Consider the following 25,429-nt stretch of genomic DNA (forward strand, 5'->3'; position numbering starts at 1 on the left):
AATATTACAAAACTAAAATAAATTGCAATGTTACATGGTCCAGTATATACACTAAGCAACAGAATGGCAGTTTCTTCCTGTGATTGAGAGATTTTTCTTCTTCATCAATCAGTGCGAGTGCGAATAAAATGTTGCGGAGTATTACATAAATGAAGGTTATGCGGAATTTTTTTACAGTATGCGCATCAACATTAGGAAGCCGTAGCCTTGGATTTATACGTGAAACCCTGATTGCCGCAACTCTTGGCATAGGAAGGGTGTCAGATGTTTTTTACATAGCGTTTCATCTCCCTTTTCTCTTTCGCCGGCTAGCCGCTGAAGGCGTTTTTCATAATTCTTTTATTCCAATGTTTTCTCACGAAAAAGAAAAACGTGGATCTGAAGGCGCTCAGCGCCTGTCATCTGAAGTTTTTAGCGTTTTAATCCTTGGCCTCGTAGTTTTTAGCATTTTCATAGAAATCATACTACCATTACTCGTCCGCTTTGTATTAGCTCCAGGATTTGCTTATCAATCAGACATGTACTTTTTAACAATAAAATTATCTAGGGTGATGTTTCCGAGCATAATTTTCATGTCACTTGCCTCATTAATTACAGGTATATTCTTTGCGTTGAAACACTATTTTATTGCGTCTATAAATCCGATAGTTCTTAATACAGGTCCAATTTTTATATTAATATACGCAAAGTGGTATAATTTTGCTCCACATGAGACGGCATACATGTTGGCTTGGGGAGTATTATTGACCTGTGTTGTTCACTTATGGATTGTTTTTGTTTATGCAAAAAAATATAAAGTTAGGCCATACCTTCAATACCCTCAATTGACGCACAATGTTAAAAAATTTTTAAAACTGACATTTCCTCTTATTATAACAGGTGGTATTATTCAAATAAACAATATCGTAGGACGGGCTATATCCTCTAGCAGCATAGGAATGGTTTCAGCCCTTCAATATGCAGAAAGAGTATATTTACTGCCAGTAGGAGTTATTGGCGGGGCTATGACGCTTGCAATATTGCCAGAACTATCTCGTTCTATGAAGTCAGGAAACAAAAAAGAAATCTTTGAAATTCAAAATCAAGCAATTGAATGTATTTCTTTTTTCACCATTCCTGCTGCTATTATTTTATTTATGTTCTCAAAAGAAATTATACAAATACTCTATGAAAGAGGATCGTTTTCTGTTCAAAACACCCTTCTTGTATCCTCAATTTTATCTATTTACAGCATAGGCATTCCAGGATTTATACTAGCGAGAAATCTTCAAACAGCATTTTATGCTCAAAGTGATATGACAAGCCCTATGAAATTCACTTTAATCGCAATTCTTATCAATTTTACAATAGCGATAACGTCATTTCCGTTTATTGGAGGATACGGGATTGCTTTTGCAGAAGTTTCTTCAGGATGGGTAAACACAGTTTGTTTAGCTGTCACTCTTTGGAAACGTCAGCAAATAAATTTATCCCCCAAAACCATTTATAGAATTTTATCAATTTTTCTATCATCTGGATTGATGGTAATATTTATCATGTTATTTAAGCCTTATTTCCATAACAATATTATGACAGAGCAAACGTTTTTTAATCAGTTTACAAAACTAATATTCATATTATCATGTGCATTTTCAGTCTATTTATGTGCAATTCTTCTCTTTATTGGAAAAGATTTTTTATCTTTATTAAGAAAAGCAATCAAAAAGTGATCCGAAAAATAACCTTGAATTGATCTTCAAATTTATTTGACGATAGATCATGCCGTGAAAACATAATTCTATTATTGGAGGAATATTATGAATCCGTCTTATAATTTACTAGTATCCGGGATTCAGCCAACTGGAGAATTACATCTTGGTAATTACTTAGGTATGACTCAAACAATAGTTAATAGACAGAAAATTTGCGATTGGAAAGGAATATACTTCGTAGCAGATCTACATGCGATTACCACTAAAGTCGCCCATGAAAACTTGGCATATCAGTCACATTTAGTCGCTGCTTCATTCTTAGCAGCAGGAATTGATCCGTCACGCAACATTATATTCAAACAATCTTCTGTTTCTGAACATAGTGAATTAGCTTGGATTTTGAGTTGTGTTGCACGCATGGGATGGATGAATAACATGATTCAATTCAAGGAAAAAAGTGGCGACAACAGTGAAACATCCTCACTTGGACTATACGCTTATCCCGCTTTGATGGCAGCAGATATATTGTTATATCGCGCCACTCACGTACCTGTAGGAGAAGATCAAAGACAACATCTTGAACTCACTCGTCTTATAGCGCAAAGGTTTAACACAGATTTTAAAGATAAAATAAAAAAAGTTTATAAAAAATATGATAAAGAAGAACAATTTAGCAATGGCTTCTTCCCTATTATTGAAGGTTTAATAGAAAGCTCTACATCTCGAATTAAATCTTTAAAGAATGCATCTAAAAAGATGTCTAAATCGGATTCTTCTGATTACTCACGTATTAACTTACTAGATAATGCAGATATCATTGCAAAAAAGATCCAAAAAGCTAAAACTGATTGTGATGTATTGCCCACAGAAGTTTGTGCACTAGAAAACAGACTCGAAGCAAAAAATCTTGTGAAAATTTTCGCAGCAGTTAGACACATCAAACAAGAAGATGTCCTCAAACAATTTGCAGGGAAATATTTTTCTCATTTCAAATTAGCATTAGCTGATGCCATCATAGAAGAAATTACACCTATATCTAAAAAAATTCATCATCTATTAGAAGAGAAAAATTATCTTGATACTATTTTAGTTGAAGGATCAAATCGTGCTCGTTGTATTGCTCAAGAAACCATGAAATATGTTCGTGAAATAGTTGGATTATCTCATTGAAAATTATATAATTCAACTACGAAGAAATATTGTACTCACATTTTATAAAAGTATAATCTTGCTCGAGAGATCTGATCTATATACTCATCATCAACTAAAATTTAATTTCCCTGAAAACACATTAAAAAAATTAAAATGCAACATTTAACTGTATTTTTTCGATACCTTGTAAAATAAACACTTTCGAATATAATCGATAAATATCGTTTTGTTTGTTTGAAAAACAAGGTTTGATAGGATCATCCAAATATGAAATTATTTCTTGATTTTTTAATAATATGATTCATATTTTATTGTGTTACCCTTTAAATCAAAAATTTTTTGTAATATACAAAAATATTTCCTATATGTAACGAGTTGAAATTGGCTGTTTATACCCATCCTCCTCAAAAAGAAATCAAGCGTTTCATAAAAGAATACGCAATAGGACAGTTAAGTTCAATTAAACCTATCCTTCATGGGATAGATAATTCTAATTTTATCATTCACACTTCTGTTGGAACTTATATTCTTACTATCTATGAAAAACGTATAAATGAAAAAGATCTACCTTTTTTTATTGAATTATTAAAATATATTTCTCGGAATAAATTACCGTGCCCTCTTCCTATCCCTCGAAATGATGGGAAAATTTATGGCTTTCTCTCTAACAAGCCAGCTAATATTTTTTCTTTTATCAAAGGCAACACATTAACCCATATTTCTGAAACACATTGTGAAGAAGTTGGAAGTATGCTCGCTTGCATGCATCAAAAAACGAAGGATTTTCATCTGTATAGAAAAAACAATCTATCTCTCCCTGATTTTAAAGTTTTATGGGAGAAATGTTCCCCTAAGGTAGATAAAGATTTAAAAAAGGAAATAGATCATGAATTATATTTTCTAAAAGAATCTTGGCCTCATAATTTACCAACTGGCATTATTCATGCAGATTTATTTCCAGACAACGTACTATTTTATAAAAATAAAATCATGGGATTGATTGATTTCTACTTCTCCTGCTATGATTCATTTATGTATGATCTTTCTGTTTGTATCAATGCTTGGTGTTTTAATGAAAACAATACTTATAATCCATCTAGAGGATTTTCTTTTTTGAACGGATACAATAAAATACGTAATATTTCAGAAAATGAACTACAATCACTTCCTACTCTTTTACGCGGAGCAGCATTACGTTTCTTTTTAACACGGCTTTATGATAGCCAAAATATGCCATTTAATGCTCTTGTAATTACAAAAGATCCCATGGAATATGTCCGCAAAATACGATTTCATAAAAAAATGTCCTCTATATCACAATATGGATTATAAAAATTTGAAAGAAATTAGAGCATATACTGATGGTGCTTGCTCTGGGAACCCAGGGCCTGGAGGGTGGGGGGTATTATTACAATACCAAGGAAAAGAAAAAACTCTTTCCGGTAGAGAACGAGAAACAACTAATAATCGAATGGAGCTAATGGCTGCAATTAAAGCACTAACCTCTCTTAAGTATCCTTGTAAAGTTTTTTTATATACAGACAGTTCTTATGTCCATAAAGGATTTTCGCAATGGATAGAGAAATGGGAGAAAAATGGTTGGAAAACTTCTGATAACAAACCTGTAAAAAATGCAGATCTCTGGATGGAATTGATAGAAGCCTCAAAAAAACACGTAGTTAATTTGTATTGGATAAAAGGTCATGCAGGAAATAAAGAAAATGAAAGGGTCGACCAAATAGCACGAACCGCTGCTCTTTCTCTTAAAAATAACATGTGATTTTCTCTTTTCATAAGAAAAAATATTGAAACATAGAAATTACAAGTGAACCTACCAAAAACCATGGCAATCCTATTCCTATGAAATCATCCTTTTACAAATATCTAACTACACAAACTTTAAAAAGAGCACACCGTAGAAATAAATGCGCCCCCAAAAGTATTTTTCTAACATTCTTCCATAGAAGATACTAATATTTCTCGTTTACCAGTGCTACTAGCAGGACCTATAACCCCTTTCTCCTCCATTATTTCGACAATAGATGCAGCACGATTATATCCAATTCCTAATCGACGCTGTATATAAGATATAGAGGCTTTATTGTCCCGCAATACAATATCTACAGCCTGTTTATATAAATCATCCGATGCAGAAGAGTTCTCCGAAAATCCTATCTCCTGCTTTAACACCATTTTTTCTTTTATATCAATATACTGAGCTTCTTCCTGTTTTTTAAGGTGTGACACAACTTTTTCAACTTCAATATCTGAAACAAAAGGACCATGTATCCGTTGAACACGTCCACCTCCTGTCATATAAAGCATATCACCTTGTCCTAAAAGCTGCTCTGCCCCTTGTTCCCCTAAAATAGTACGACTATCAATTTTTGAAGATACTTGAAAAGAAATTCTCGTAGGGAAATTAGCCTTAATAGTGCCAGTAATAACATCTACTGAAGGCCTTTGTGTCGCCATAATTACGTGAATTCCTGATGCACGAGCCATCTGAGCTAAACGTTGTACAGCGCTTTCTATATCTTTTCTCGCAACCATCATTAGATCAGCCATTTCGTCTATTACAACTACGATATATGGCATATGTTGCAAATCAAACTGTTCTGTTTCGTAAACAGCCTCACCTGTCTTTCGATCAAAACCCGTCTGCACTGTACGATTGAATTCTTTCCCTGCTTTACGATATCGCTCAACTTTGAGATTGAAACCATCAATATTTCGCACACCTATTTTAGACATTTTCTGATATCGTTCTTCCATCTCACAGACTAACCATTTAAGCGTAGTAACAGCTTTTTTGGGATCAGTAACCACTGGAGTAAGCAGGTTAGGTATCCCATCATAAACAGAAAGTTCCAACATCTTCGGATCAATCATAATCAAACGACACTGATCCGGCGTCATACGATACAGCAAAGATAAAATCATAGTGTTTATAGCTACAGATTTTCCTGATCCGGTAGTTCCTGCTATTAAAAGATGTGGCATTTTAGCAAGATCAGCAACTATAGGCTTTCCTTCTATATTTTTCCCAAGATTGATTGGTAAATTATATTGATTTTTTTCAAATACATGAGAAACAATCAAATCTCTTAGTGTAACGGTCTCGCGAATATCGTTTGGAAGCTCAATTCCTATCGCATTTCTCCCTGGTATTACTGCAACACGTGCTGAGACAGCACTCATAGACCTAGCAATATCATCGGAAAGGCCAATAATACGAGATGATTTTATTCCCGGAGCAGGTTCTAATTCATAAAGAGTTACAACAGGTCCAGGGCGAACATTCACAATTTCTCCTTGAACTCCAAAATCGCTGAGCACATTTTTCAATATACAGGCATTTTCCCGCATAACTTCTGGAGAAATAGTGGTCTCCTTTACACATGACTGCAATGTAGAAAGAATGTTCGTAGGAGGAAGAGCGAAAGTCCCGTCATCATGATTTATGAGATTTGATTTAGGAATATTATGAATTACACCAGCATTTAACATCTGATCTTCTTGCGTTTGAATCCCTATCGTTGAATCCGAATTAATGACTTCAGGAAAACTCACATCCAAAGTAGGCTCAATTTTTTCAAGACGATCTTGGGAAGATATATTCGAATAACCTGAATATTTTTGAATCAAAAAATTAAAAATGCCAAATTCGAAAAAGTAATTAATCCAATATCCGAATCTATTCCGAAGATATTTCAACATACTTGGTATCATAAAATTTTCTAATTGTTCCTTTTTTTCTAATTGTTCCTTTTTCTGATCAACATTAATAGGATGGATCACTATATTATGCGACACATTATTCATACCACGAAATATAGTTGCAGAAGAAAAAAGAAGTAGCCAAATCATGGTTAGAAACAATACTACCTGAAATAAAAAAAATCCCAGTTCTCTCTGATAACCTTCGAAAAACATAACAGGTAAACGTATGACTATATCACCAATTATACCGCCAAAACCATTTTGAATAGGCCATGATTCAGAGAGAGGGAAAGAGGAGAAAAAAGTTGTAGCAACTAAAACATTTGCTAACCATGCAATGAATCTTCGTGAAAAATGATAAATTTTTCTATCAAATAATAACGAAAAAGCCCATATTGTGGGAGATGGTAAAAAAACCACACTAGCAATGCCAAAAAACTGCATTACAATGTCAGAGAAAATAGCACCACTATATCCTAAAAAATTCCTAGGTGAACGAAGGGTTATATATGAAAAGCTCGGATCATATACATCCCACGTAGCTAGAGCTAGAATGATAGAAAATAATCCACAAAGCAATATCAGCCCAGCAAAAATCTTTATTTTCTTTTTACACCAATCTGATAACAAGAACTGCTTATTTTGATCTTCTATGATGCAAGATAGATTTTCAGACATTTATGATAAAACCATATTTCAAATTGAAAAAATATATTAGCTCCCGTGAACTACTTCACGTTTTTTAAACGAATATCTAAATCTATTAGTCATATATTAAGGTTAAAAATTAGTTCATCTTTTGTAATAAGAATCATCAAATGAATAATTTTACTGGAACAATAAATGTTTATTTAAAAATATATCTTCATTCTTGCTAAAGTATGTGAACAATAGAAATCTAAAATTAATATTGCCATTTTTATTTTTTCCCTGTTATGATGCACAAAAAAGAATGTGGCTTTGATTTTAGAAAAAGAAGAGTCGTACTTTTATGATTAAGGATATACATTATGTGTCAAAGACCTTTAATGCCTAAAGCTAGTGCTGTGTGGCTTATAGAGAATACATCTCTTTCTTTCGATCAAATAGCAGAATTTTGTGGTCTACATCCTTTGGAAATATTGACCATTGCTGATGGAGAGTCTGCACAAGGCATAAAAGGATTAAATCCCATCTCTTCTGGACAATTATCTGCTGAAGAAATACGCATTGGGGAACAAAATCCGAATCACAAATTACAAATATCCAGATCACGTCCTTATATTCTTGAAAATACGAAAAAGAAAAAGCGATATACTCCTATATCAAAGCGCCAAGATCGACCTAATGCAATACTATGGTTGATTCGCAATTATCCTAAGCTTAAAGATGCGCAAATATCTCATCTAGTGAGAACCACACGCGCAACTATTGAGCAAATACGTAACCGTACGCATTGGAATACACCGAGTCTAACACCTATCGATCCTGTAACATTAGGGCTTTGTTCTCAAATTGATCTAGATGCAGAAATAAAAAAGAGTTCTACAAACATAGAAGAGAATAATTCAAAAATAACCGGAGATATATATCCGTCCTCATCTTCGTGAAATAACAGATAATAATCTTACGATGTATCCAATATTTTAGTATAAAAAATTGTCTTTATTCACGTAATCTGAGTAAATCTTCTATTTTTACTATGTTGAAGATGGACGTTTCCCGAATATGCCAGAACCTATGCGAACACTAGTAGCACCGCATGCAATAGCTAGATCGTAGTCTTTTGTCATTCCCATAGATAATTTGGTTATTTCAGATTCTCTAGCAATGTTAGATAACAAAGAAAAATGAGACCTAGGATTAACCGTAGCAGGAGGAATACACATCAACCCTTCAACATTAAGCTGATATTTTTGTCGACATAAAACCACAAAATCTTTTGCTTCATTCGGATTTATACCATATTTTTGTATTTCGCATCCTGTATTTACTTGAATATAAACAGGTAAAAAGCGATTTTGCTTTACCATTTCAAGAGACAATAAAGAAGCTATTTTTTCTCGGTCAACTGTCTCAATGACATCAAAAAGTGATACAATATCTGATACTTTATTAGATTGCAAAGAACCAATAAATCTTAATTGTACTTCCCATTCTTTCCGTAAAGGAACCCACTTTCTTTTTGCTTCTTGCAACTTATTTTCAGCAAAAATTACTTGTCCACAAGACAAAGCAGACTGAATATTGTAACTATCAACCATTTTTGAAACAGCCACCAAAGAAACACTTCCCTTTGCACGTCCTGCAAGTAATTCATGATGCTCTATTTTCTTTTTAAAACTATGCAACTTATTTTCTATAGACATAATCTCATCTTTCTTAATATTATAATTGACAGCATGCAATCGAATCCAATAGAGTATTTCTCCGGTGTTTTTTTTTTAATGAATACTTTCTTTTATTAGATGATAGCATTTTTTACTTCAAAGGTATTAAGATGGGAAAAAAAAAGTATTCTCCCCAAGAGACGGATTATAAATGGCATAATGCCTGGCATGAAGCCGGTATTTTTAAAACCGAAAACCAAAATAAACAAAAAAAATATTTCGTACTTGAAATGTTTCCATATCCATCAGGGAACATCCATATGGGACATTTGCGAAATTATGTAATAGGTGATGTGATCGCTCGTTTTATGATGGCGCATGATTATTCTGTATTGCACCCTATGGGATGGGATGCTTTTGGAATGCCTGCAGAGAATGCTGCACGGGAACACAATATTAATCCTAAAAAATGGACATATGAAAATATTAAAGTTATGAGAAAACAACTCCAATCTATAGGGCTGTCTATAGATTGGAGCAAAGAATTTGCTACGTGTGATGTCGATTATTATCATTGTCAACAATTATTATTTTTAGATTTCATGAAACACAATTTAGTCGTTCGCAAAAACGCAAAAGTAAATTGGGATCCTGTAGAACAAACTGTCCTTGCTAATGAACAGGTAATCAATGGTCGCGGGTGGCGTTCTGACGCGTTAATTGAACAACGTGATTTGTCTCAATGGTTTTTTAAAATATCTGATTTTTCCCAAGAACTCCTTGAATCTATTGAAACTCTTTCTGGATGGCCAGAAAAAGTAAAAGTTATGCAAAAAAAATGGATTGGACGCTCCGAAGGAATAGAAATTAGATGGGAAATCGTCCCAAATGCAATAGATCAAGATGAAGAAATCCTAGTATACACAACAAGACCTGAAACAATTTTCGGAGCATCTTTCATAGCCATAGCTGTCGACCATCCACTTTCTAAAAGATTATCATGCAGTAAAACGGATATAAAAAATTTTTGCGATCAAGAACAAAAAAGAGGCACCTCTCTCTCTGAATTAGAGAAAAATGAAAAAAAAGGAATTAATACTGGTATCTATGTCAAACATCCTTTAAATCCTCAATTACGAATTCCTGTTTATATTGCAAACTTTGTTTTTATGAATTACGGAACTGGTGCAATTTTTGGATGTCCTTTTGCTGATCAACGCGATATGTATTTTGCACAGAAATATGACTTGCCTATCATTCCTATAATGGAGAACACTAATACTAAAAATAGTGATGATAAGGGCAAAGCATTCATTGGTAATGGTATTATGATTAACTCATCATTTCTTGATGGGATGACAAATACAGAAGCTTCGCAAGCTATAATGCTCCATTTAGAAAAGCAAAGCATTAAGGGATCTCCTATAGGGAAAAGAAAAGTTTATTTCCGTTTGCGCGATTGGGGTATATCACGTCAACGCTATTGGGGATGTCCTATTCCTATTATTCACTGTCCAAAATGTGGTGTTGTTGAAGTTCCTAAGCAAGATTTACCTGTAAGGTTGCCAGAAGACGTGGATTTCACCTTATCTGGCAATCCACTTGATCATCATCCAACATGGAAAAAAGTTTTTTGTCCAAAATGCAAAGCAAAAGCTTTACGTGAAACAGATACTATGGATACATTTGTTGATTCTTCATGGTATTATATGAGGTATATTACACCACATGCACAAGAACCTATTAATCAAGAATTAATTGATCCCTGGTTACCAGTAGATCAATATATTGGTGGTATTGAACACGCAATTTTGCATCTTCTTTACGCTCGATTCTTTTGTCGAGCAATAAAAAAAATAGGACGTGTTAAAACTGAAGAACCATTCAAACGCTTATTTACTCAAGGTATGGTTGTGCATGAGACATATTATCAGTTGGAAGGAATAAAGAAGAAATATTTCAAGCCCGAAGAAATATTCTTTAAAAACGTAGACGGGAAAAATTGTGCATTTAGTATTTATGACAATTCGGAAGTCATTATCGGTCCCTTAGAAAAAATGTCAAAATCAAAGAAAAATGTAATCGATCCTACTCAAATCATAACATCTTATGGTGCTGATACAGCTCGATTATTTGTGTTGTCAGATTCCCCCCCAGATCGTGATCTTATATGGTCTAATCAAGGAGTAAATGCTACTCACCAGTTTATACAGAAAATGTGGCGTTTAATTGATAATGCTAAAGATGAATTGCAAATATCATCAACAAAAAAAGACATGCTTCTTATAGGTCAATCTACGAAAATTTTGAAAAATATAGAAGAAAATTATCAGAAACTTTCTTTTAACAAAGCTATCGCTAATATTCATGAACTAATAAATATTATAAGCACGCCACTCGTAGAAATTTACGAAAAAAATAGTAACGAAATCACACGATTTACTGTGCGATATATTTTAGAAAAATTAATCATCGTAATGTCCCCTATGATTCCACATTTTGCGGAAGAGTGTTGGCAATTATTGGGGAATACAGGATTAGTAGCGCAACAAAAATGGCCAGAATTATATTGTATTACAGAAGTTAAATCAGATATTACTATTCCTATTCAAGTAAATGGTAAAAAGAGAGCTTATATTACAGTTCCCATGAATGCCGATGATGCTTTGATTAAAAAAAATACACTAAATTTGAATATAATAAAAAATATCTTGCAAGGGGAAAAACCCAAAAAGATAATTATTGTCTCAAGAAGGATCATCAATATTGTTATCTAAATCTATATATTCAATATTCATTTTTTTAACTTTTTGTTTTTTTATAAGTAGTTGTAAGGTTTATCCTTTATACTACTATAACAACAAAGATAGTGCACGGTATATTCATACTATAAAGATATCAGTTACTCCTAGTGAGGATGCACAAGCATTATCTAAAAGTCTAAATTTTGCTATATCATCTATCTTTACAAAAGAACAATTCCAACTGGATATAGTGGTAAAAAGGATTATAGATGATTCTATTAATAATAATTTTTTTAAAAACACAGGAAGAATTACTTTGCAAGCAAGTTATTCTTTAAAAAAAATCCCCAACGGAAATATCTTATATAAAAATCGCACGTATGTAACATTTCTATTTGATTTTTCAAATCAAAAATTTGCTAAAATGCGTACTATTCAAAGTTCTACGGAAGATGCTATTCAAGAATTAGCAGATAATATCTATCTTGATGTTATCAGTTTTATAAAAAACATTGAATAATCACATGACTATAATAAAATCACATGAATTCTTTAAAAAATCCACGCAAAAACATTGTCTTTCTCATTTTGTATTCATTTTTTATGGGAAAGATAAAGGATTAATATTTGAATTAATTGCTCAATTCAAAGAAAAAATATATCTTGAATATCCTCATTTATTTTCTCTTGTTGTCTTAGATTCTGTGGAAATTCAAAAAAAACCAACAATCTTATGGAATGAAATAAAGTCAGTAAGTTTATTCCACGAAAGAAAGATTCTTTTAATCGATAACTTTTCTAGTGAAAAGAACGTTATAGAATGTTTAAAAGAAATAGTTTCAAAAAGCATTAATACCCATATTATTATTATTAAATCTAATGAATTGAAAAAATATACTGCGTTACGGGAAATAGCAGAAAAATTTACAAATGTTCTTGCAATATCTTGTTATCCTGATAATGACGTTGATTTACTAAAATTAATAAAAGAAAATATTAAACTAAATAAAAAATCAATCTCTATAGAAGCAACCCAGACATTACTTGAACACTTAGGAGGAGATCGTGTCGCTTCTCGAAATGAAATACAAAAACTATTATCTTATTGTTCCGAAGATGATTTAATAACAGAACAACATGTAAAAGATATAATTTGCGATACTCATGTATTATATATTGAAGAAATTATTAATGCTACTTTACAAGGGAAAACGTATCACGCACTTATGCTAGCTGATTTTTTTTTCACATCAAAAATGTCGCCAAATGCTCTACTAAATGGCTTTTTACAAAAATTTCAATTGCTAGATAAAATTAATATAGAAAAAGAATGCTCTAAAATGTCTTTCGAACAAATAATCCAAAAAATTGAAAAAAACATCATTACTAAAAAGCGTTTATTTTTACAAGAAGCCTTGCAAAAATGGAATAAAATAATTGTAGAAAAAACTTTACATAAAATCGATCAAGTAATTCGTGTTGTCCGAAGGAAAAGATCACTAGAAAAAAATATTATTTTTCAAACTATATTATCAATCTCACAAATAGTTCATAAGAACTAAAAATAACTTATTATAGCAAATGACGTAATTAAATACTCAAGAATCATTTTGTCCTAATAAAGAACATATTAACTGTAATTGATCATTGGTTTCATATTTAATACAAAATTGACCTTTATTATTGCGATGTTTTATATAAACGCTTAAACCAATTTTAGAAGATATATTTTTTTCTAAATCAGCAAAGTAGTTTTTTTGACTAATATTTTTTTCAAATGTTTTATTTGTTTTTTCTTGCTTGTTTTTCCCTTTAACTAATTCTTCTGTATCACGCACTGACATTTTTTGAGAAATAATCATTTGTGCAAGAGACAAAGGATCATGGGTTGAGACTAAAGCACGAGCATGACCTAAAGAAATATCTTCTTTGCGTATCATTTCTTTAACAGAATTAGGTAATTTTAAAATTCTCAGTATATTTGCAATATGACTACGACTCTTTCCAATAATAGATCCGAGATCATTTTGTGTATATCCATACTCAGAAATTAATTGTTCATATCCCAAAGCTTCTTCTAAAGGATTTAAATCTTTACGTTGAACATTTTCTACAATCGCAATTTCAAGAGAAGATTTACTGTCTATATTACGAATAACAACAGGAACCTCTGATAGAGAAGCCATTTTAGCTGCTCGAAAACGTCTTTCTCCAGCAATTATTTTATATAATCCATCATCTATCGAACGGACAATAATTGGCTGTATTATCCCATGAGATTTTATTGATATACAAAGATTTTCTAGTTCTTCTGAATTAAAATAATCTCTTGGATTATTAGGATTAGGAACTATAGAGTTGATGGATATATAATTATTCGGTTCAAGGGAATTTACTTTTTTCTTTTCATTTGAATCTATAGGTTTACTAACTTCTCCTATAAGAGTAGCAAGTCCTCGACCAAGGCGACGTTTAGAATAATTATTTGACATTTTTCACCTTTAAATAAACTAAGCAGCTTCTTTTCTTTGTCGTTCTTGTTGTATTAATTCCGAAGCTAATTTTAAATATGCCTGACTTCCTGCACATTTTAAATCATATATAATAGCAGGTTTCCCATAAGAAGGGGCTTCAGAAATTCGAACATTTCTTGGTATAACGGTATTATATACTTTTGCTCCAAGATTATTCCTAACATCTGATACAACTTGTTGAGATAAACTATTTCTAGAATCAAACATAGTAAGAACAATACCTTGTATATCAAGAGCAGAATTAACTGTACAACGCACTTCTTCAACAGTTTCTAAAAGCTGACTTAATCCTTCTAGAGCAAAAAATTCACATTGTAGTGGAACTAATATTGAATCAGCAGCTGCCATAGCATTCATAGTCAACAAATTAAATGAGGGAGGACAATCTAAGAAAATATACGAAAAATTATTTTTTAATTGATCCGATAAAGCCTTCTGAAGACGAAATAATCGATCTTTCTCACCACCTAAATTCATTTCTATTCCTAACAAATCCATAGTAGAAGGAACAATTGATAGATTGGGAATAGATGTTTGAATCAAAATTTGATCAATATTTTTTTCTCCGATTAATAATTCATATGAAGAGTATTTTCTATCATGCAATTCAATTCCAAGACCAGTACTAGCATTGCCTTGAGGATCCAAATCAATTAATAAAACATTTTCTCCAATAGCCGCCAAAGCAGTAGAAAGATTAATCGCCGTTGTAGTTTTACCTACTCCTCCTTTTTGATTAGCTATAGTAATAATACGACTATTTTTCCCTTTCATGACATACCCCTTTAGTATTTAAGCTTTTAAAGTACGATTCACACGAGATATTTCTAAAACAACAGAATCATTATGAACAAGGCTATTATGTTTTATAAAAGAAAAATCCCATCGATGTTTTGCTTTATCTAACTCTAATCCGTAGTTACATCCTTTATAAAAAAAAGCTTTACTATTATCATTTTTAGAAAGCCACGGAAAACTATATTCTAAAAGAGTATCAATACTTGCTACAGCTCTGGCAGAGATTACATCACACTCCTTAATCATTTTAGGAGCTTCTTGAATACGACATGCAAAAACTTTACCTCGTGCTTCAGTCTTTTGAAGAACATATCGCAAAAAACTAGCTTTTTTGTTGTTAGATTCAATCAAATTAACTAATCCTCCTCCAATGCCAGCAAGTTGAATAGACGTAACTATCCCAGGAAAACCGCCCCCACTACCAAAATCAATCCAAACCGAAGGATACGGATGCAACTGAAACATTCGAAGGCTGTCTTCAACATGGCGTATCCAAAAATCTTTTACAGTAGACGATGATACTAAATTTATTTTAGCAGACCATTTTAAAAACAACGAATAAAAAAACTCCAATTTTTCTAATGTTTCACGTGAAACGTTATATTTATTTAAAAAATAATTATCTCTCAATATATCTCTCGAATTTTAATGTTTCAGATTATTCTATTTTCTTCTATAGCAACATTTTTTTTAAGATAAATCAACAATAAATTTAAAGCTGCAGGTGTCATACCCTCAATTTTTGATGCTTGCAATAAATTAAAAGGTTTTGTGCGAGATAATTTTTCTTTTAACTCATTCGAAAGAGCCGGAAGGGAAGAATAATCAAAATTATTTGGAATTAATCTTTTTTCTTCAAACCTAATTTCTTTTGCCTCTATCATTTGTCTATTTGTATACACGTTATATGAAGATTCAATCTGAATCCTTTCAAGAACAATTGAAGAAAATTTACATGCATCAGGACATATGGCGAAAAGATCCTTCTTAGAAAAATCAGGATATGCTAAAAAGTCATAAGCAGTACGGATTTTTCCATCATTTTTCAACGATATCGCAGCAGAAGACGTGTTTTTGGAAGTTAAAACCAAAGATTTCAACATATTGCGAAGAAAATTATATTCATGCATATACTTTTCAAAACGTTTTATTCTTTTACTTCCAATACATCCCCATTCAATACCAATAGGAGTTAATCTATTATCTGCATTGTCTGGACGAAGAGAAAGACGATATTCTGATCGTGACGTAAACATCCTATACGGCTCTAAAACACCTGTAGAAGTTAAATCATCTATCATGACCCCAATATAAGAATCGGTGCGACTAAAAAGAACACAATCTGATCCTTTAGATTTTCGAGCAGAATTTATGCCCGCAACTAACCCTTGCGCAGCTGCTTCTTCGTATCCTGTTGTACCATTAATTTGTCCAGCTAAAAACAAACCAGAAATTTTCTTGGTTTCTAAAGTTGGAAATAATTCTTTAGGATTTACATAATCATATTCAATTGCATATCCAGGATGAATAATATCCACTTTTTCCAAGCCTGGAATTGTCCGAATAAATTGATGTTGTATTTCTTCCGGCAAAGCAGTGGATATACCATTAGGATATACCACATTGGTATTCAGTCCTTCTGGCTCTAAAAAAATCTGATGTCCATTACGTTCACCAAATCTAATAATTTTATCCTCTATCGATGGACAATATCGTGGACCAGAAGATTTAATGTCCCCTGAATAAATCGCAGAATGCTTTATATTATCAATAATAATACGATGTGTATCTAAATTTGTTCTAGTAATTCCACACTCAATTTGTTTATTAGTTATTTTATCTGTCATAAAAGAAAAAGGAACTAAATTATCATCTGCATACTGTTTTTCCGTTTTTTCCCATATAATAGTTTTACCATCAAGTCGAGCAGGAGTTCCGGTTTTAAGACGACCCATATCAAAATTAAACTTCATAAAACTATCTAAAAGAGAATTTGATGGGAGATCACCCATCCTCCCTGCTGGAATTTTTAATTTTCCTATATGTATAATACCACCTAAGAATGTTCCCGTTGTTAAAACTAAAGTGGAACAGCGTATCACATTATTTTCTTGCATAGTTATGGAATCAATTTTATTATTTTTTACATTAAATCCAGTAACTTCTCCTTGTATTACATCTATATTTTCTTGTGATAAAATTTCTTTCTGCATTGCTGAACAATATAATTCTCGATCTGCTTGAGTACGGGGACCACGTACTGCCGGCCCTTTCTTAACATTCAATACACGAAATTGAATTCCAGCAGCATCAGCAACACGACCCATCAAACCATCTAGAGCATCTATTTCTCTAACAAGATGACCTTTACCAAGTCCCCCAATAGCAGGATTACACGACATAGATCCTATAGTAGAAATTTTATGTGTTATAAGGGCAGTAAAAGCCCCCAATCTCCCTGCTGCTGCTGCTGCTTCACAGCCAGCATGTCCTCCACCAATAACGATTACGTCATAAGATCTACTCGTCATAACTTACCTCATATCGTAAAAAATCACTTTCCTATACAAAAATTTGAAAAGATAATATCAAGCAACTGTTCTACATCAACGCTACCTGTTATTTTCCCTAAAGAAACTGATGCCAAACGTAAATTTTCTGCAATAATATCTAATCCATAATCTTTATCATTAAAAGAAACCATTTCTAAATATTGTACAGCTTGAGACAAATGCTCCAAATGTCTCTTATGGCTAGGAATAGAAAAGGAAACTTTATTAAGTTTCTTTAAAAGAATACTTTTTATCTTGTTTATTAATTCTTCTAAGCCTTCCCCTGTAGTGCTAGATATAAGATGATCATATTCATGAAAATTAGTGGTATAAAGATCACTTTTTGTCCCAATAAAAATAAAATCAATATTTTCCGGAAAATAAATTTCTGTTTTTGAGTTAATTTCCTGTAATAATAAAATCAAATCAGCATTTTCTACTTCAAGCAATGCTCTTTTAATGCCTTCTTTTTCAATAACATCATCTGTATCACGAATACCCGCAGTATCTGATATTTTTACAAGATATCCTTCTAAATCTAGATCTATAGTAAGAATATCACGCGTTGTACCAGGAATATCAGTAACAATCGCAATATCTCTTTTTGCTAATGCGTTAAATAAACTTGATTTACCTGCATTAGAATGACCTGAAATAACAATTTTATACCCATTACGAATAATTTCACCGAATCTTCCTTGTGATATATGAGAAGATATCTCATCTTTAAGAAAGATAATATCATTCCAAACTTCTTTAGAAGAAAAATTATGTACATCTTCTTCATCTGAAAAATCCAAATAAGCTTCTATAAAAGAACGTATATGTGTTAACTTATCTATCCATTCATTATATAAACTAGATAATTTTCCAAACATTCCTTCCATCGAGATACGACGTTGCATCTCAGTTTCAGAAGAAATTAAATCAGCTAAACTTTCTGCCTCAATCAAATCAATTTTACCATTTTCGAAAGCTCTACGAGAAAATTCACCAGGATTCGCATGGCGCAAATTTGGATTCTTTGCTAACTCCCCTAAAATAGAATTTACAACAGCAATACCACCATGTACATAAAACTCAGCAGAATCCTCGCCTGTAAAAGATCCTGGTGATGGAAAAATAATCAGTAATCCTTTATCTAGTATTATATTGTCTGAAGAAAAAAAACATCTCAAAGACGCTGTCCGTGGAAAAGGATTTTTCCTTCTACAAATAAATTCACAAACCTGAAAACAAGATTGGCCAGATAAACGAATCACAGAAATAGCAGATGGAGGAGATCCAGAGGATAAAGCAAAAATTGTATCTTTTTTATAATCCATAAGCAATTATAGCTTAAAAACCCATTATTATCAATTTTGTTTATTCATTGAATAAAAGAATTCTTTATTATCCTTTGTTTGTTTTATCTTATCAATCAAAAATTCTATAGCATCAGAGCTATTCATAGAAGAAACAATTCGACGTAACATAAAAACTTTTTGAAGATCTTGTTTTTCTATTAAAAGATCTTCTTTACGAGTTCCAGATTTAATAATATCCATAGCGGGGAAAATACGCTTATCCGCTATCTTTCTATCTAAAACTATTTCACAGTTACCAGTACCTTTAAATTCCTCGAAAATAACTTCATCCATACGGCTTCCAGTGTCTAACAATGCTGTAGCAATAATAGTAAGAGATCCTCCTTCTTTTATATTTCTCGCTGCACCAAAAAACCTTTTTGGACGCTGGAGTGCGTTTGCATCTACTCCTCCAGTTAAAATCTTTCCAGAAGATGGCATTAAAACATTATAAGCACGAGATAACCTAGTTATTGAATCTAACAGTATGACAACATCAAGCCCATATTCCACAAGACACTTAGCTTTTGCAATAACCATTTCAGCAACTTGTACATGACGAGATGCAGGTTCATCAAATGTTGAAGATATAACTTCTCCTTGCACAGATCTTTGCATATCAGTTACTTCTTCTGGTCTTTCATCAATAAGTAATACGATTAAGTAACATTCTGGATGATTTTTTTTAATTGAATGAGCAATACTTTGCAAAAGAATAGTCTTACCCGTACGTGGAGGGGCAACTATTAAACTTCTTTGTCCTTTTCCAATAGGAGATATTAAATCAATAATACGAGAAGATATGTCTTTGTTATCCGGATCATTTAACTCCATATTAAATCTTTTATCTGGATAAAGTGGAGTTAAATTATCAAAATGTATTTTATTTCTCACTCTTTCAATAACATCAAAATTGATAGAATTTACTTTCAAAAGAGCAAAATACCTTTCACCTTCTTTAGGTGCACGAATTGGTCCTTCAACTGTATCTCCTGTTTTTAAAGAAAAACTTCTAATTTGAGAAGGAGAAACATAAATATCATCTGGACCGGCTAAATAGTTAGCGTCAGGAGAACGTAAAAAACCAAAACCATCCTGAAGAACTTCAATAACACCTGCTCCTATAATTTCTACATCTCTACTAGATAAAACTTTTAATATAGAAAACATCAGTTCTTGCTTACGCATAACATTAGCGTTTTCTATATCAAGCGATTCAGCAAAAGAAAGAAGTTTAGTTGGAGATTTGTTTTTAAGCTCTTGAAGCTTCATTTCAGACATAGATTAGACCACCTAAATTATTTTAAGAATAAAATAAATAACGTATAAATGAGGGAAACATGAAAACATAGAAGAAATCTATGTTTAGAAAAATACCAATAAATCGATTAATTAGTCAATGAATCAATCAAATCATCCATCGATAACAACTATCACACAAAATACATGAAAATAAATATAAAATCAAAAAAAAAACTAAAAAGGTTTTATAACAGATAAAAAAACAATAATAATCATAATTAAAGTGGGTATTTCATTGATAATTTTAAAATATATTGGATCATAAGACGATTTTTTATCGTGGAATTTTTTCATTAAAAATGCCAAATAAAAATGATAAAATGATAAAATCAATACGAAAATTACCTTTAAACGCAACCATCCAACTTGGGTATAATAAGATTTCCATGCTAAATATAAACCACATACCCATGATAATACCATAGCAGGATTCATAATAACCTTTAAAAGTCTTTCTTCCATAATTTCAAAAGTTTTATATTGATCTGTATCTGGACGTGTTGAACTATGATAAACAAAAATTCTTGGCATGTAGAGTAATCCTGCCATCCAAGATATTATTGATATTATGTGTACACTTTTTATACACAAATAAAATTCAGATGTAAAAAAAAAAGATATAAGTAAGGAAAAAAACAAAAACAAAAACAATGCAAGAAAAGCTATAGATTGCACTTTTTGACCTTTTAAATCCGAAAGCAAAAATTTCATTACTTCCTCTCCAAACGTATATTTTTAACTAAATCCAAAACATTTTTAGGATCAACTTGCGGAGTAATACCATGACCAAGATTAAAAATAAACGGACCAGAACCTAATACATCTAAAATTGCATTTACCCCATCTATCATTACTTGATTACCAACAACCAAACGCATTGGGTCAAGATTTCCTTGAACAGGACCTTCTTTTTGAAGTTCAAAAGCAAATGATAATGGTACAGACCAGTCCAAACTTATAGCATCAGAATCAGTTAAACGCCGATAATTTTTAAGCATATAACCGGCTCCTTTAGCAAAGCTAATAAATTTAGCATTTGGACATTTATTGCGCACTGCCGATATTATACGACCAACTGACTTAGCAGCATAATTTTCAAATTCATACTCACCAAGAGAACCGGCATGTGTATCAAATATTTGAATTACATCGACTCCAGAACGAATCTGAGATATTAAATATTCTGCTGAAATGTCAGATAAAAAATCTAAAAGCCAATTAAATGCACGAGGATTTTGATATGCAAAAAGACGATTTTGTGCATGATCTTTTATAGAACCACCAGATATCATATACGATGCAACAGTCCATGGTGCACCACAAAAACCAATTAAAGTTTTATCAAAAGGTAATTTTTTTCGTAAAATGGAAATTGATTGAAATATTGGTGAAAGATGCTCAAGAATATAATCAATGTTTGGATTCAATAAATAAATTTCTTTATCTGTGATAGGATCCATTTTAGGACCTTCATTTTCTACAAAACGCACATTTCTTCCAAGAGCATCTGCTATTACAAGAATATCAGAAAACAAAATAGCAGCGTCTAAATCATATCGATGAATTGGTTGTAGTGCTAATTCTACCGTACATTCGGGTATATAACACATATCTAGAAAATTTTTAAAATTTTTACGTATTTTTCTATATTCAGGTAAATACCTTCCTGCTTGTCTCATAAGCCAAATAGGAGGAGGGTTAATTACATTACCTTCTAATACCTGAAGTATCTTTTGTTTCTGTTTATTCATAAATAATTAAATATTTTCATAAAGATTAATTATTATTTTTATAGGGTGTAAAAAATGGTTATTATTCACTTATTCACATTATATTAAACTTATAAATCAATTATTTACTATTAACAGAAAAAAAATCTTTTTTTAAATCTCAAAATTTTTTGTCATATATATAATGGTTAATCAAACACTTTAGTGTTTTTTGTTAACTAAAACTTGTTGGATAATATGTGAAAAAAGTAAAAACATCTAAATTTAAACGTTCTTTGGAAAAAGATATAAAATACTTTTATAAAGTGAACAATTCCTTTACTTTTTCACAGCAAAGAGTTTTAATTCCCTTAACAATTCGGGGAAAGAGTTAATACTGTGGAAAAATTCCATTCAAAATGTGAAAAAAGTGTATATCTATTTTATGAAAAAATTGTGAAGATATTTTTAATATTATGTCAAAACGTTTAATTTTAGCATCTTCTAGTTTGTCGCGAAAAACAATAATGGAAAATTCTGGTATTGATTTTTTCATTGTGAAGCCCAATGTTGATGAAAGAGAGATAGAAAAAACAATAGATTTATCTGAGAGAAAAAGAACTGAAAGAATTGCGCTTATATTGGCAGAGAAAAAGGCTTTAGAAGTAAGCAATAGATATCCTGAGCATGTTGTCATAGGATGTGATCAAACGATGTCTTTGGGAAATTATATCTATCATAAGCCTACAACTATGTTAGAAGCAGAAGAAAATTTATTAAAATTATCAGGGAAAAAACATCGTATTGGAAGTGCATATGTTATAGTAAAAAATGGAGAAGTTTTACGTTCTCATATTTCTGTATCACAACTAACTATGTATAAATTTTCTAAAGGATTTATTAAGGATTATTTAAAAAAAATTGGCGAAAAAGCTTTACTAAGTGTAGGATCTTATCAAATCGATAAAGAAGGTATCAAGTTGTTTAGTTCAATTAAGGGAAGTTATTTTTCTATAGTTGGATTGCCAATTGTAGAACTTATTAGTGATCTTAGAAGAGAAAAAGTAATAAATCATTTTTCAGGATAAATTATATATCAATAGTAGCTGATAATGAGTTTTCTTGTATAAATTCACGGCGTGGTTCCACTTCATCACCCATCAATCTAGAAAAAAGATCATCAGCTTGAGCAGCATCTGTTATCCTAACACGTAATAAAGAACGAGTTTCGGGATTTAATGTAGTATCCCAAAGCTGACTAGCATTCATTTCTCCAAGTCCTTTATAACGTTGCATAGAAATTCCTTTGCGTCCTATAGCAAATATCGTATCCAATAAAGAACAAGGGCCTGTTATTTTTATTTTATCTCCATTACAAATCAAATATGAAATTATTGAATAATTTTCTTCTATTCTTTTTGAAAAGATCCTCCTGTATTTAGATCCAAAAGAAAAAATAGAAGATCCTTCAAGAATAAATTGTTCTTGAACACCACGGGAAGTACGCTTAACAACTATATCAGAGCAATTTGTAATGCTACCAGACCATAAATTTTCAGATTTATCTATAATAAAATTTAGTCTATCTGCTAATTTATAAGCAAGATCTATATTAATTTCTTGATCACATTCGCAATTAAAAATACCAGAAATTACTGCCTGTTCAATAAATTTATTATCATGGTTTGGATAGAAATTTTTGATTAGTTTATATATTTTCAAAGCATCATTGATAAAATTGCGTAAATCATCTCCACTTATTACTTTTTTAGAATCATAAAAAAGTTCTATTTGTTCTGAAAGAGATTGATTTATAAGATAATCTTCAAGAGATTCTTCATCTTTAACATATTCTAAGGACTTTCCTCTTGTTATACCGTATAGGGGAGGCTTGATGATGTATAAAAATCCATTTTGGATTAAAGAAGGCATTTGTCTGAAAAAAAATGTTAAAAGAAGAGTTCTAATATGAGCTCCATCGACATCAGCATCAGTCATAATGATTATTTTATGATATCTTAGCTTATCAATATTAAAGCTTTCTTGTCCTATTCCTGTTCCAAGAGCAGTAATTAGGGTTCCTATTTCTTGACTTGATAACATTTTATCGAATCGAGCACGCTCTACATTCAAAATTTTACCACGCAACGGTAAAATAGCTTGGTTTTCTCGGGAACGGCCCTGCTTTGCAGAACCACCAGCAGAATCCCCTTCAACCAAGAACAATTCTGATTTTTTAGGATCTCTTTCTGAACAATCAGCTAATTTTCCTGGAAGAGAAGCTATGTCTAGGACACCCTTACGACGCGTAAGATCTCGGGCACGCCGAGCTGCATCTCTAACCATAGAAGATTCTAAAACTTTTTTAACTATAATTTTTGCTTCAACAGGGTGTTCTTCTAGCCAAGCAGAAAGACTATCATTAACAAGACCTTCTACTACAGAACGAACCTCTGAAGACACAAGCTTTTCTTTAGTCTGAGAAGAAAATCTTGGATCATGCATTTTTATAGAAAGAACGGATGTAAATCCCTCTCTACAATCATCACCAATAACGGATCTTTTATCTTTCTTAGAACCACAACTTTTTTCTACATAAGAGGTTATTTGACGAGTTAATGCGGAACGTAATCCGGATAAATGAGTTCCACCATCTTTTTGAGGAATATTATTTGTAAAACACAAAACATTTTCATGATATCCATCATTCCAATTCATTGCTAAATCAACAGTAATATTATCTTTTGATCCCTGGATTCTAATAGGATTTGGCATTAATGGCTTTTTATGTCTATCTAAATAAGAAACAAAAGATTCTATTCCTCCCTCATAACACATTTTCATTTCTCGACATTGAGGAGTACGTTTATCTATCAATGAAATTTGAATGCCGGAATTTAAAAATGAAAGCTCTCTTAACCTGTGTTGCAAAGTATCATAATCAAAATCTTGTGTGGAAAAAATATCACTACTAGGCAAAAAAGTAACTTCTGTACCAGTATCATTACAATCTTCACCTGTAACAACTAAAGGACTATCAACTACTCCATTGATAAATGAAATCTCGTATATTTTTCCTTCACGTTTAATTCGTAATTTCAACCATGAAGAAAGAGCGTTAACTACAGAGACACCAACCCCATGTAATCCTCCGGATACTTTATAAGATTTTTGATCAAATTTTCCTCCGGCATGCAATTTGGTCATAATGACTTCTACTGCAGATATACCTTCTTCTTTATGAATATCGGTTGGAATACCGCGTCCGTTATCAATTACTGTACAAGAACCATCCATGTTCAATGTAACAGTAATAATATCTGCGTATCCTTCGAGAGATTCATCGATCGCATTATCGAGAACCTCGTATATCATATGATGTAATCCTGATCCATCATCTGTATCCCCTATATACATAGAAGGTCTTTTTTTAACAGCATCTAATCCCTTTAAAACTTGGATTGAATCAGCACCATAATTAGAATTTTGGATATTATTACTCATATTTGTAGGAAACTTTCGAATTTGCCGATATAATCAAAGAGAATGTAAGAAAAAGCATTAGGGAG

The 25,429-nt window shown here is 31.8% G+C and carries 20 protein-coding genes; 9 read left to right on the forward strand and 11 right to left on the reverse strand.

Annotation, left to right across the window (positions count from 1 at the left end; genetic code table 11):
- The first annotated feature begins 149 nt into the window (after positions 1-149).
- The 4 genes from murJ to rnhA all read left to right on the forward strand — a co-directional run bounded on the left by murJ (position 150) and on the right by rnhA (position 4,623).
- Positions 150-1,709 carry a murein biosynthesis integral membrane protein MurJ gene (gene murJ / locus G293_RS02465; RefSeq protein ID WP_047264166.1) on the forward strand — a complete coding sequence of 520 codons (1,560 nt, stop codon included), beginning with the start codon at positions 150-152 and terminating at the stop codon, positions 1,707-1,709.
- Between the two features lie 87 nt (positions 1,710-1,796).
- Positions 1,797-2,861 carry a tryptophan--tRNA ligase gene (gene trpS / locus G293_RS02470; protein ID WP_047264167.1) on the forward strand — a complete coding sequence of 355 codons (1,065 nt, stop codon included), beginning with the start codon at positions 1,797-1,799 and terminating at the stop codon, positions 2,859-2,861.
- A gap of 363 nt (positions 2,862-3,224) precedes the next feature.
- Positions 3,225-4,175 carry a homoserine kinase gene (locus tag G293_RS02475; protein WP_047264168.1) on the forward strand — a complete coding sequence of 317 codons (951 nt, stop codon included), beginning with the start codon at positions 3,225-3,227 and terminating at the stop codon, positions 4,173-4,175.
- 4 nt (positions 4,176-4,179) lie between these two features.
- Positions 4,180-4,623, forward strand: a complete 444-nt coding sequence (rnhA, locus tag G293_RS02480) for a ribonuclease HI (RefSeq protein ID WP_047264688.1) — start codon at positions 4,180-4,182, stop codon at positions 4,621-4,623.
- A gap of 167 nt (positions 4,624-4,790) precedes the next feature.
- On the opposite strand, the gene G293_RS02485 is transcribed toward rnhA, so the two are convergent.
- A complete protein-coding gene (locus G293_RS02485) occupies positions 4,791-7,244 on the reverse strand; it encodes a DNA translocase FtsK (RefSeq protein ID WP_047264169.1) in 2,454 nt (817 codons plus the stop codon).
- 332 nt (positions 7,245-7,576) lie between these two features.
- Between G293_RS02485 and G293_RS02490 the strand changes: the two genes are divergently transcribed.
- A complete protein-coding gene (locus G293_RS02490; RefSeq protein ID WP_047264170.1) occupies positions 7,577-8,155 on the forward strand; it encodes a cell cycle transcriptional regulator TrcR in 579 nt (192 codons plus the stop codon).
- Positions 8,156-8,245: 90 nt separating this feature from the next.
- Here the strand turns inward: G293_RS02490 and G293_RS02495 are convergent, their stop codons facing one another.
- Positions 8,246-8,917, reverse strand: a complete 672-nt coding sequence (locus tag G293_RS02495) for a YggS family pyridoxal phosphate-dependent enzyme (RefSeq protein ID WP_404990502.1) — start codon at positions 8,915-8,917, stop codon at positions 8,246-8,248.
- A 128-nt stretch (positions 8,918-9,045) separates the two neighbouring features.
- On the opposite strand from G293_RS02495, the gene leuS reads away from it, so the two are divergent.
- Genes leuS through holA form a run of 3 tightly spaced genes read left to right on the forward strand, consistent with a single transcriptional unit; the run spans position 9,046 to position 13,181 of the window.
- Positions 9,046-11,652, forward strand: a complete 2,607-nt coding sequence (gene leuS, locus G293_RS02500; protein WP_047264172.1) for a leucine--tRNA ligase — start codon at positions 9,046-9,048, stop codon at positions 11,650-11,652.
- Complete coding sequence (locus tag G293_RS02505; protein ID WP_047264689.1) at positions 11,642-12,139, forward strand: hypothetical protein; 498 nt, start codon at positions 11,642-11,644, stop codon at positions 12,137-12,139. The genes leuS and G293_RS02505 overlap by 11 nt, the downstream gene beginning before the upstream one ends.
- A gap of 4 nt (positions 12,140-12,143) precedes the next feature.
- Complete coding sequence (gene holA / locus G293_RS02510; protein WP_047264173.1) at positions 12,144-13,181, forward strand: DNA polymerase III subunit delta; 1,038 nt, start codon at positions 12,144-12,146, stop codon at positions 13,179-13,181.
- Between the two features lie 36 nt (positions 13,182-13,217).
- On the opposite strand, the gene G293_RS02515 is transcribed toward holA, so the two are convergent.
- From G293_RS02515 to hemE, 8 genes are all read right to left on the reverse strand, one after another.
- Entirely contained in the window at positions 13,218-14,111 is an 894-nt protein-coding gene (locus G293_RS02515; protein WP_047264174.1) for a ParB/RepB/Spo0J family partition protein, read from the reverse strand.
- Between the two features lie 18 nt (positions 14,112-14,129).
- Positions 14,130-14,927, reverse strand: coding sequence for a ParA family protein (locus tag G293_RS02520; protein ID WP_047264175.1), 798 nt, complete (start codon positions 14,925-14,927; stop codon positions 14,130-14,132).
- Positions 14,928-14,945: 18 nt separating this feature from the next.
- Positions 14,946-15,581: a 16S rRNA (guanine(527)-N(7))-methyltransferase RsmG gene (rsmG, locus tag G293_RS02525; RefSeq protein ID WP_047264176.1), complete on the reverse strand. Its 636-nt coding sequence runs from the start codon at positions 15,579-15,581 to the stop codon at positions 14,946-14,948.
- Between the two features lie 23 nt (positions 15,582-15,604).
- Complete coding sequence (gene mnmG / locus G293_RS02530) at positions 15,605-17,482, reverse strand: tRNA uridine-5-carboxymethylaminomethyl(34) synthesis enzyme MnmG (protein WP_047264177.1); 1,878 nt, start codon at positions 17,480-17,482, stop codon at positions 15,605-15,607.
- A gap of 23 nt (positions 17,483-17,505) precedes the next feature.
- A complete protein-coding gene (mnmE, locus tag G293_RS02535) occupies positions 17,506-18,828 on the reverse strand; it encodes a tRNA uridine-5-carboxymethylaminomethyl(34) synthesis GTPase MnmE (protein WP_047264178.1) in 1,323 nt (440 codons plus the stop codon).
- A 30-nt stretch (positions 18,829-18,858) separates the two neighbouring features.
- Positions 18,859-20,130 carry a transcription termination factor Rho gene (gene rho / locus G293_RS02540; RefSeq protein ID WP_047264179.1) on the reverse strand — a complete coding sequence of 424 codons (1,272 nt, stop codon included), beginning with the start codon at positions 20,128-20,130 and terminating at the stop codon, positions 18,859-18,861.
- Positions 20,131-20,325: 195 nt separating this feature from the next.
- Complete coding sequence (gene hemJ, locus G293_RS02545) at positions 20,326-20,862, reverse strand: protoporphyrinogen oxidase HemJ (protein WP_047264180.1); 537 nt, start codon at positions 20,860-20,862, stop codon at positions 20,326-20,328.
- Entirely contained in the window at positions 20,862-21,902 is a 1,041-nt protein-coding gene (gene hemE, locus G293_RS02550; RefSeq protein WP_047264181.1) for a uroporphyrinogen decarboxylase, read from the reverse strand. Before hemE ends, hemJ begins: the two co-directional genes overlap by 1 nt.
- A gap of 434 nt (positions 21,903-22,336) precedes the next feature.
- Here hemE and G293_RS02555 point away from each other — a divergent pair, with 434 nt between their 5' ends.
- Positions 22,337-22,948, forward strand: a complete 612-nt coding sequence (locus G293_RS02555; RefSeq protein ID WP_047264182.1) for a Maf family protein — start codon at positions 22,337-22,339, stop codon at positions 22,946-22,948.
- A 1-nt stretch (position 22,949) separates the two neighbouring features.
- On the opposite strand, the gene gyrB is transcribed toward G293_RS02555, so the two are convergent.
- Positions 22,950-25,364, reverse strand: a complete 2,415-nt coding sequence (gyrB, locus tag G293_RS02560; protein WP_047264183.1) for a DNA topoisomerase (ATP-hydrolyzing) subunit B — start codon at positions 25,362-25,364, stop codon at positions 22,950-22,952.
- Positions 25,365-25,429 lie beyond the last annotated feature (65 nt).

The organism is Candidatus Liberibacter africanus PTSAPSY (genome assembly GCF_001021085.1).
Lineage (GTDB): Bacteria > Pseudomonadota > Alphaproteobacteria > Rhizobiales > Rhizobiaceae > Liberibacter > Liberibacter africanus.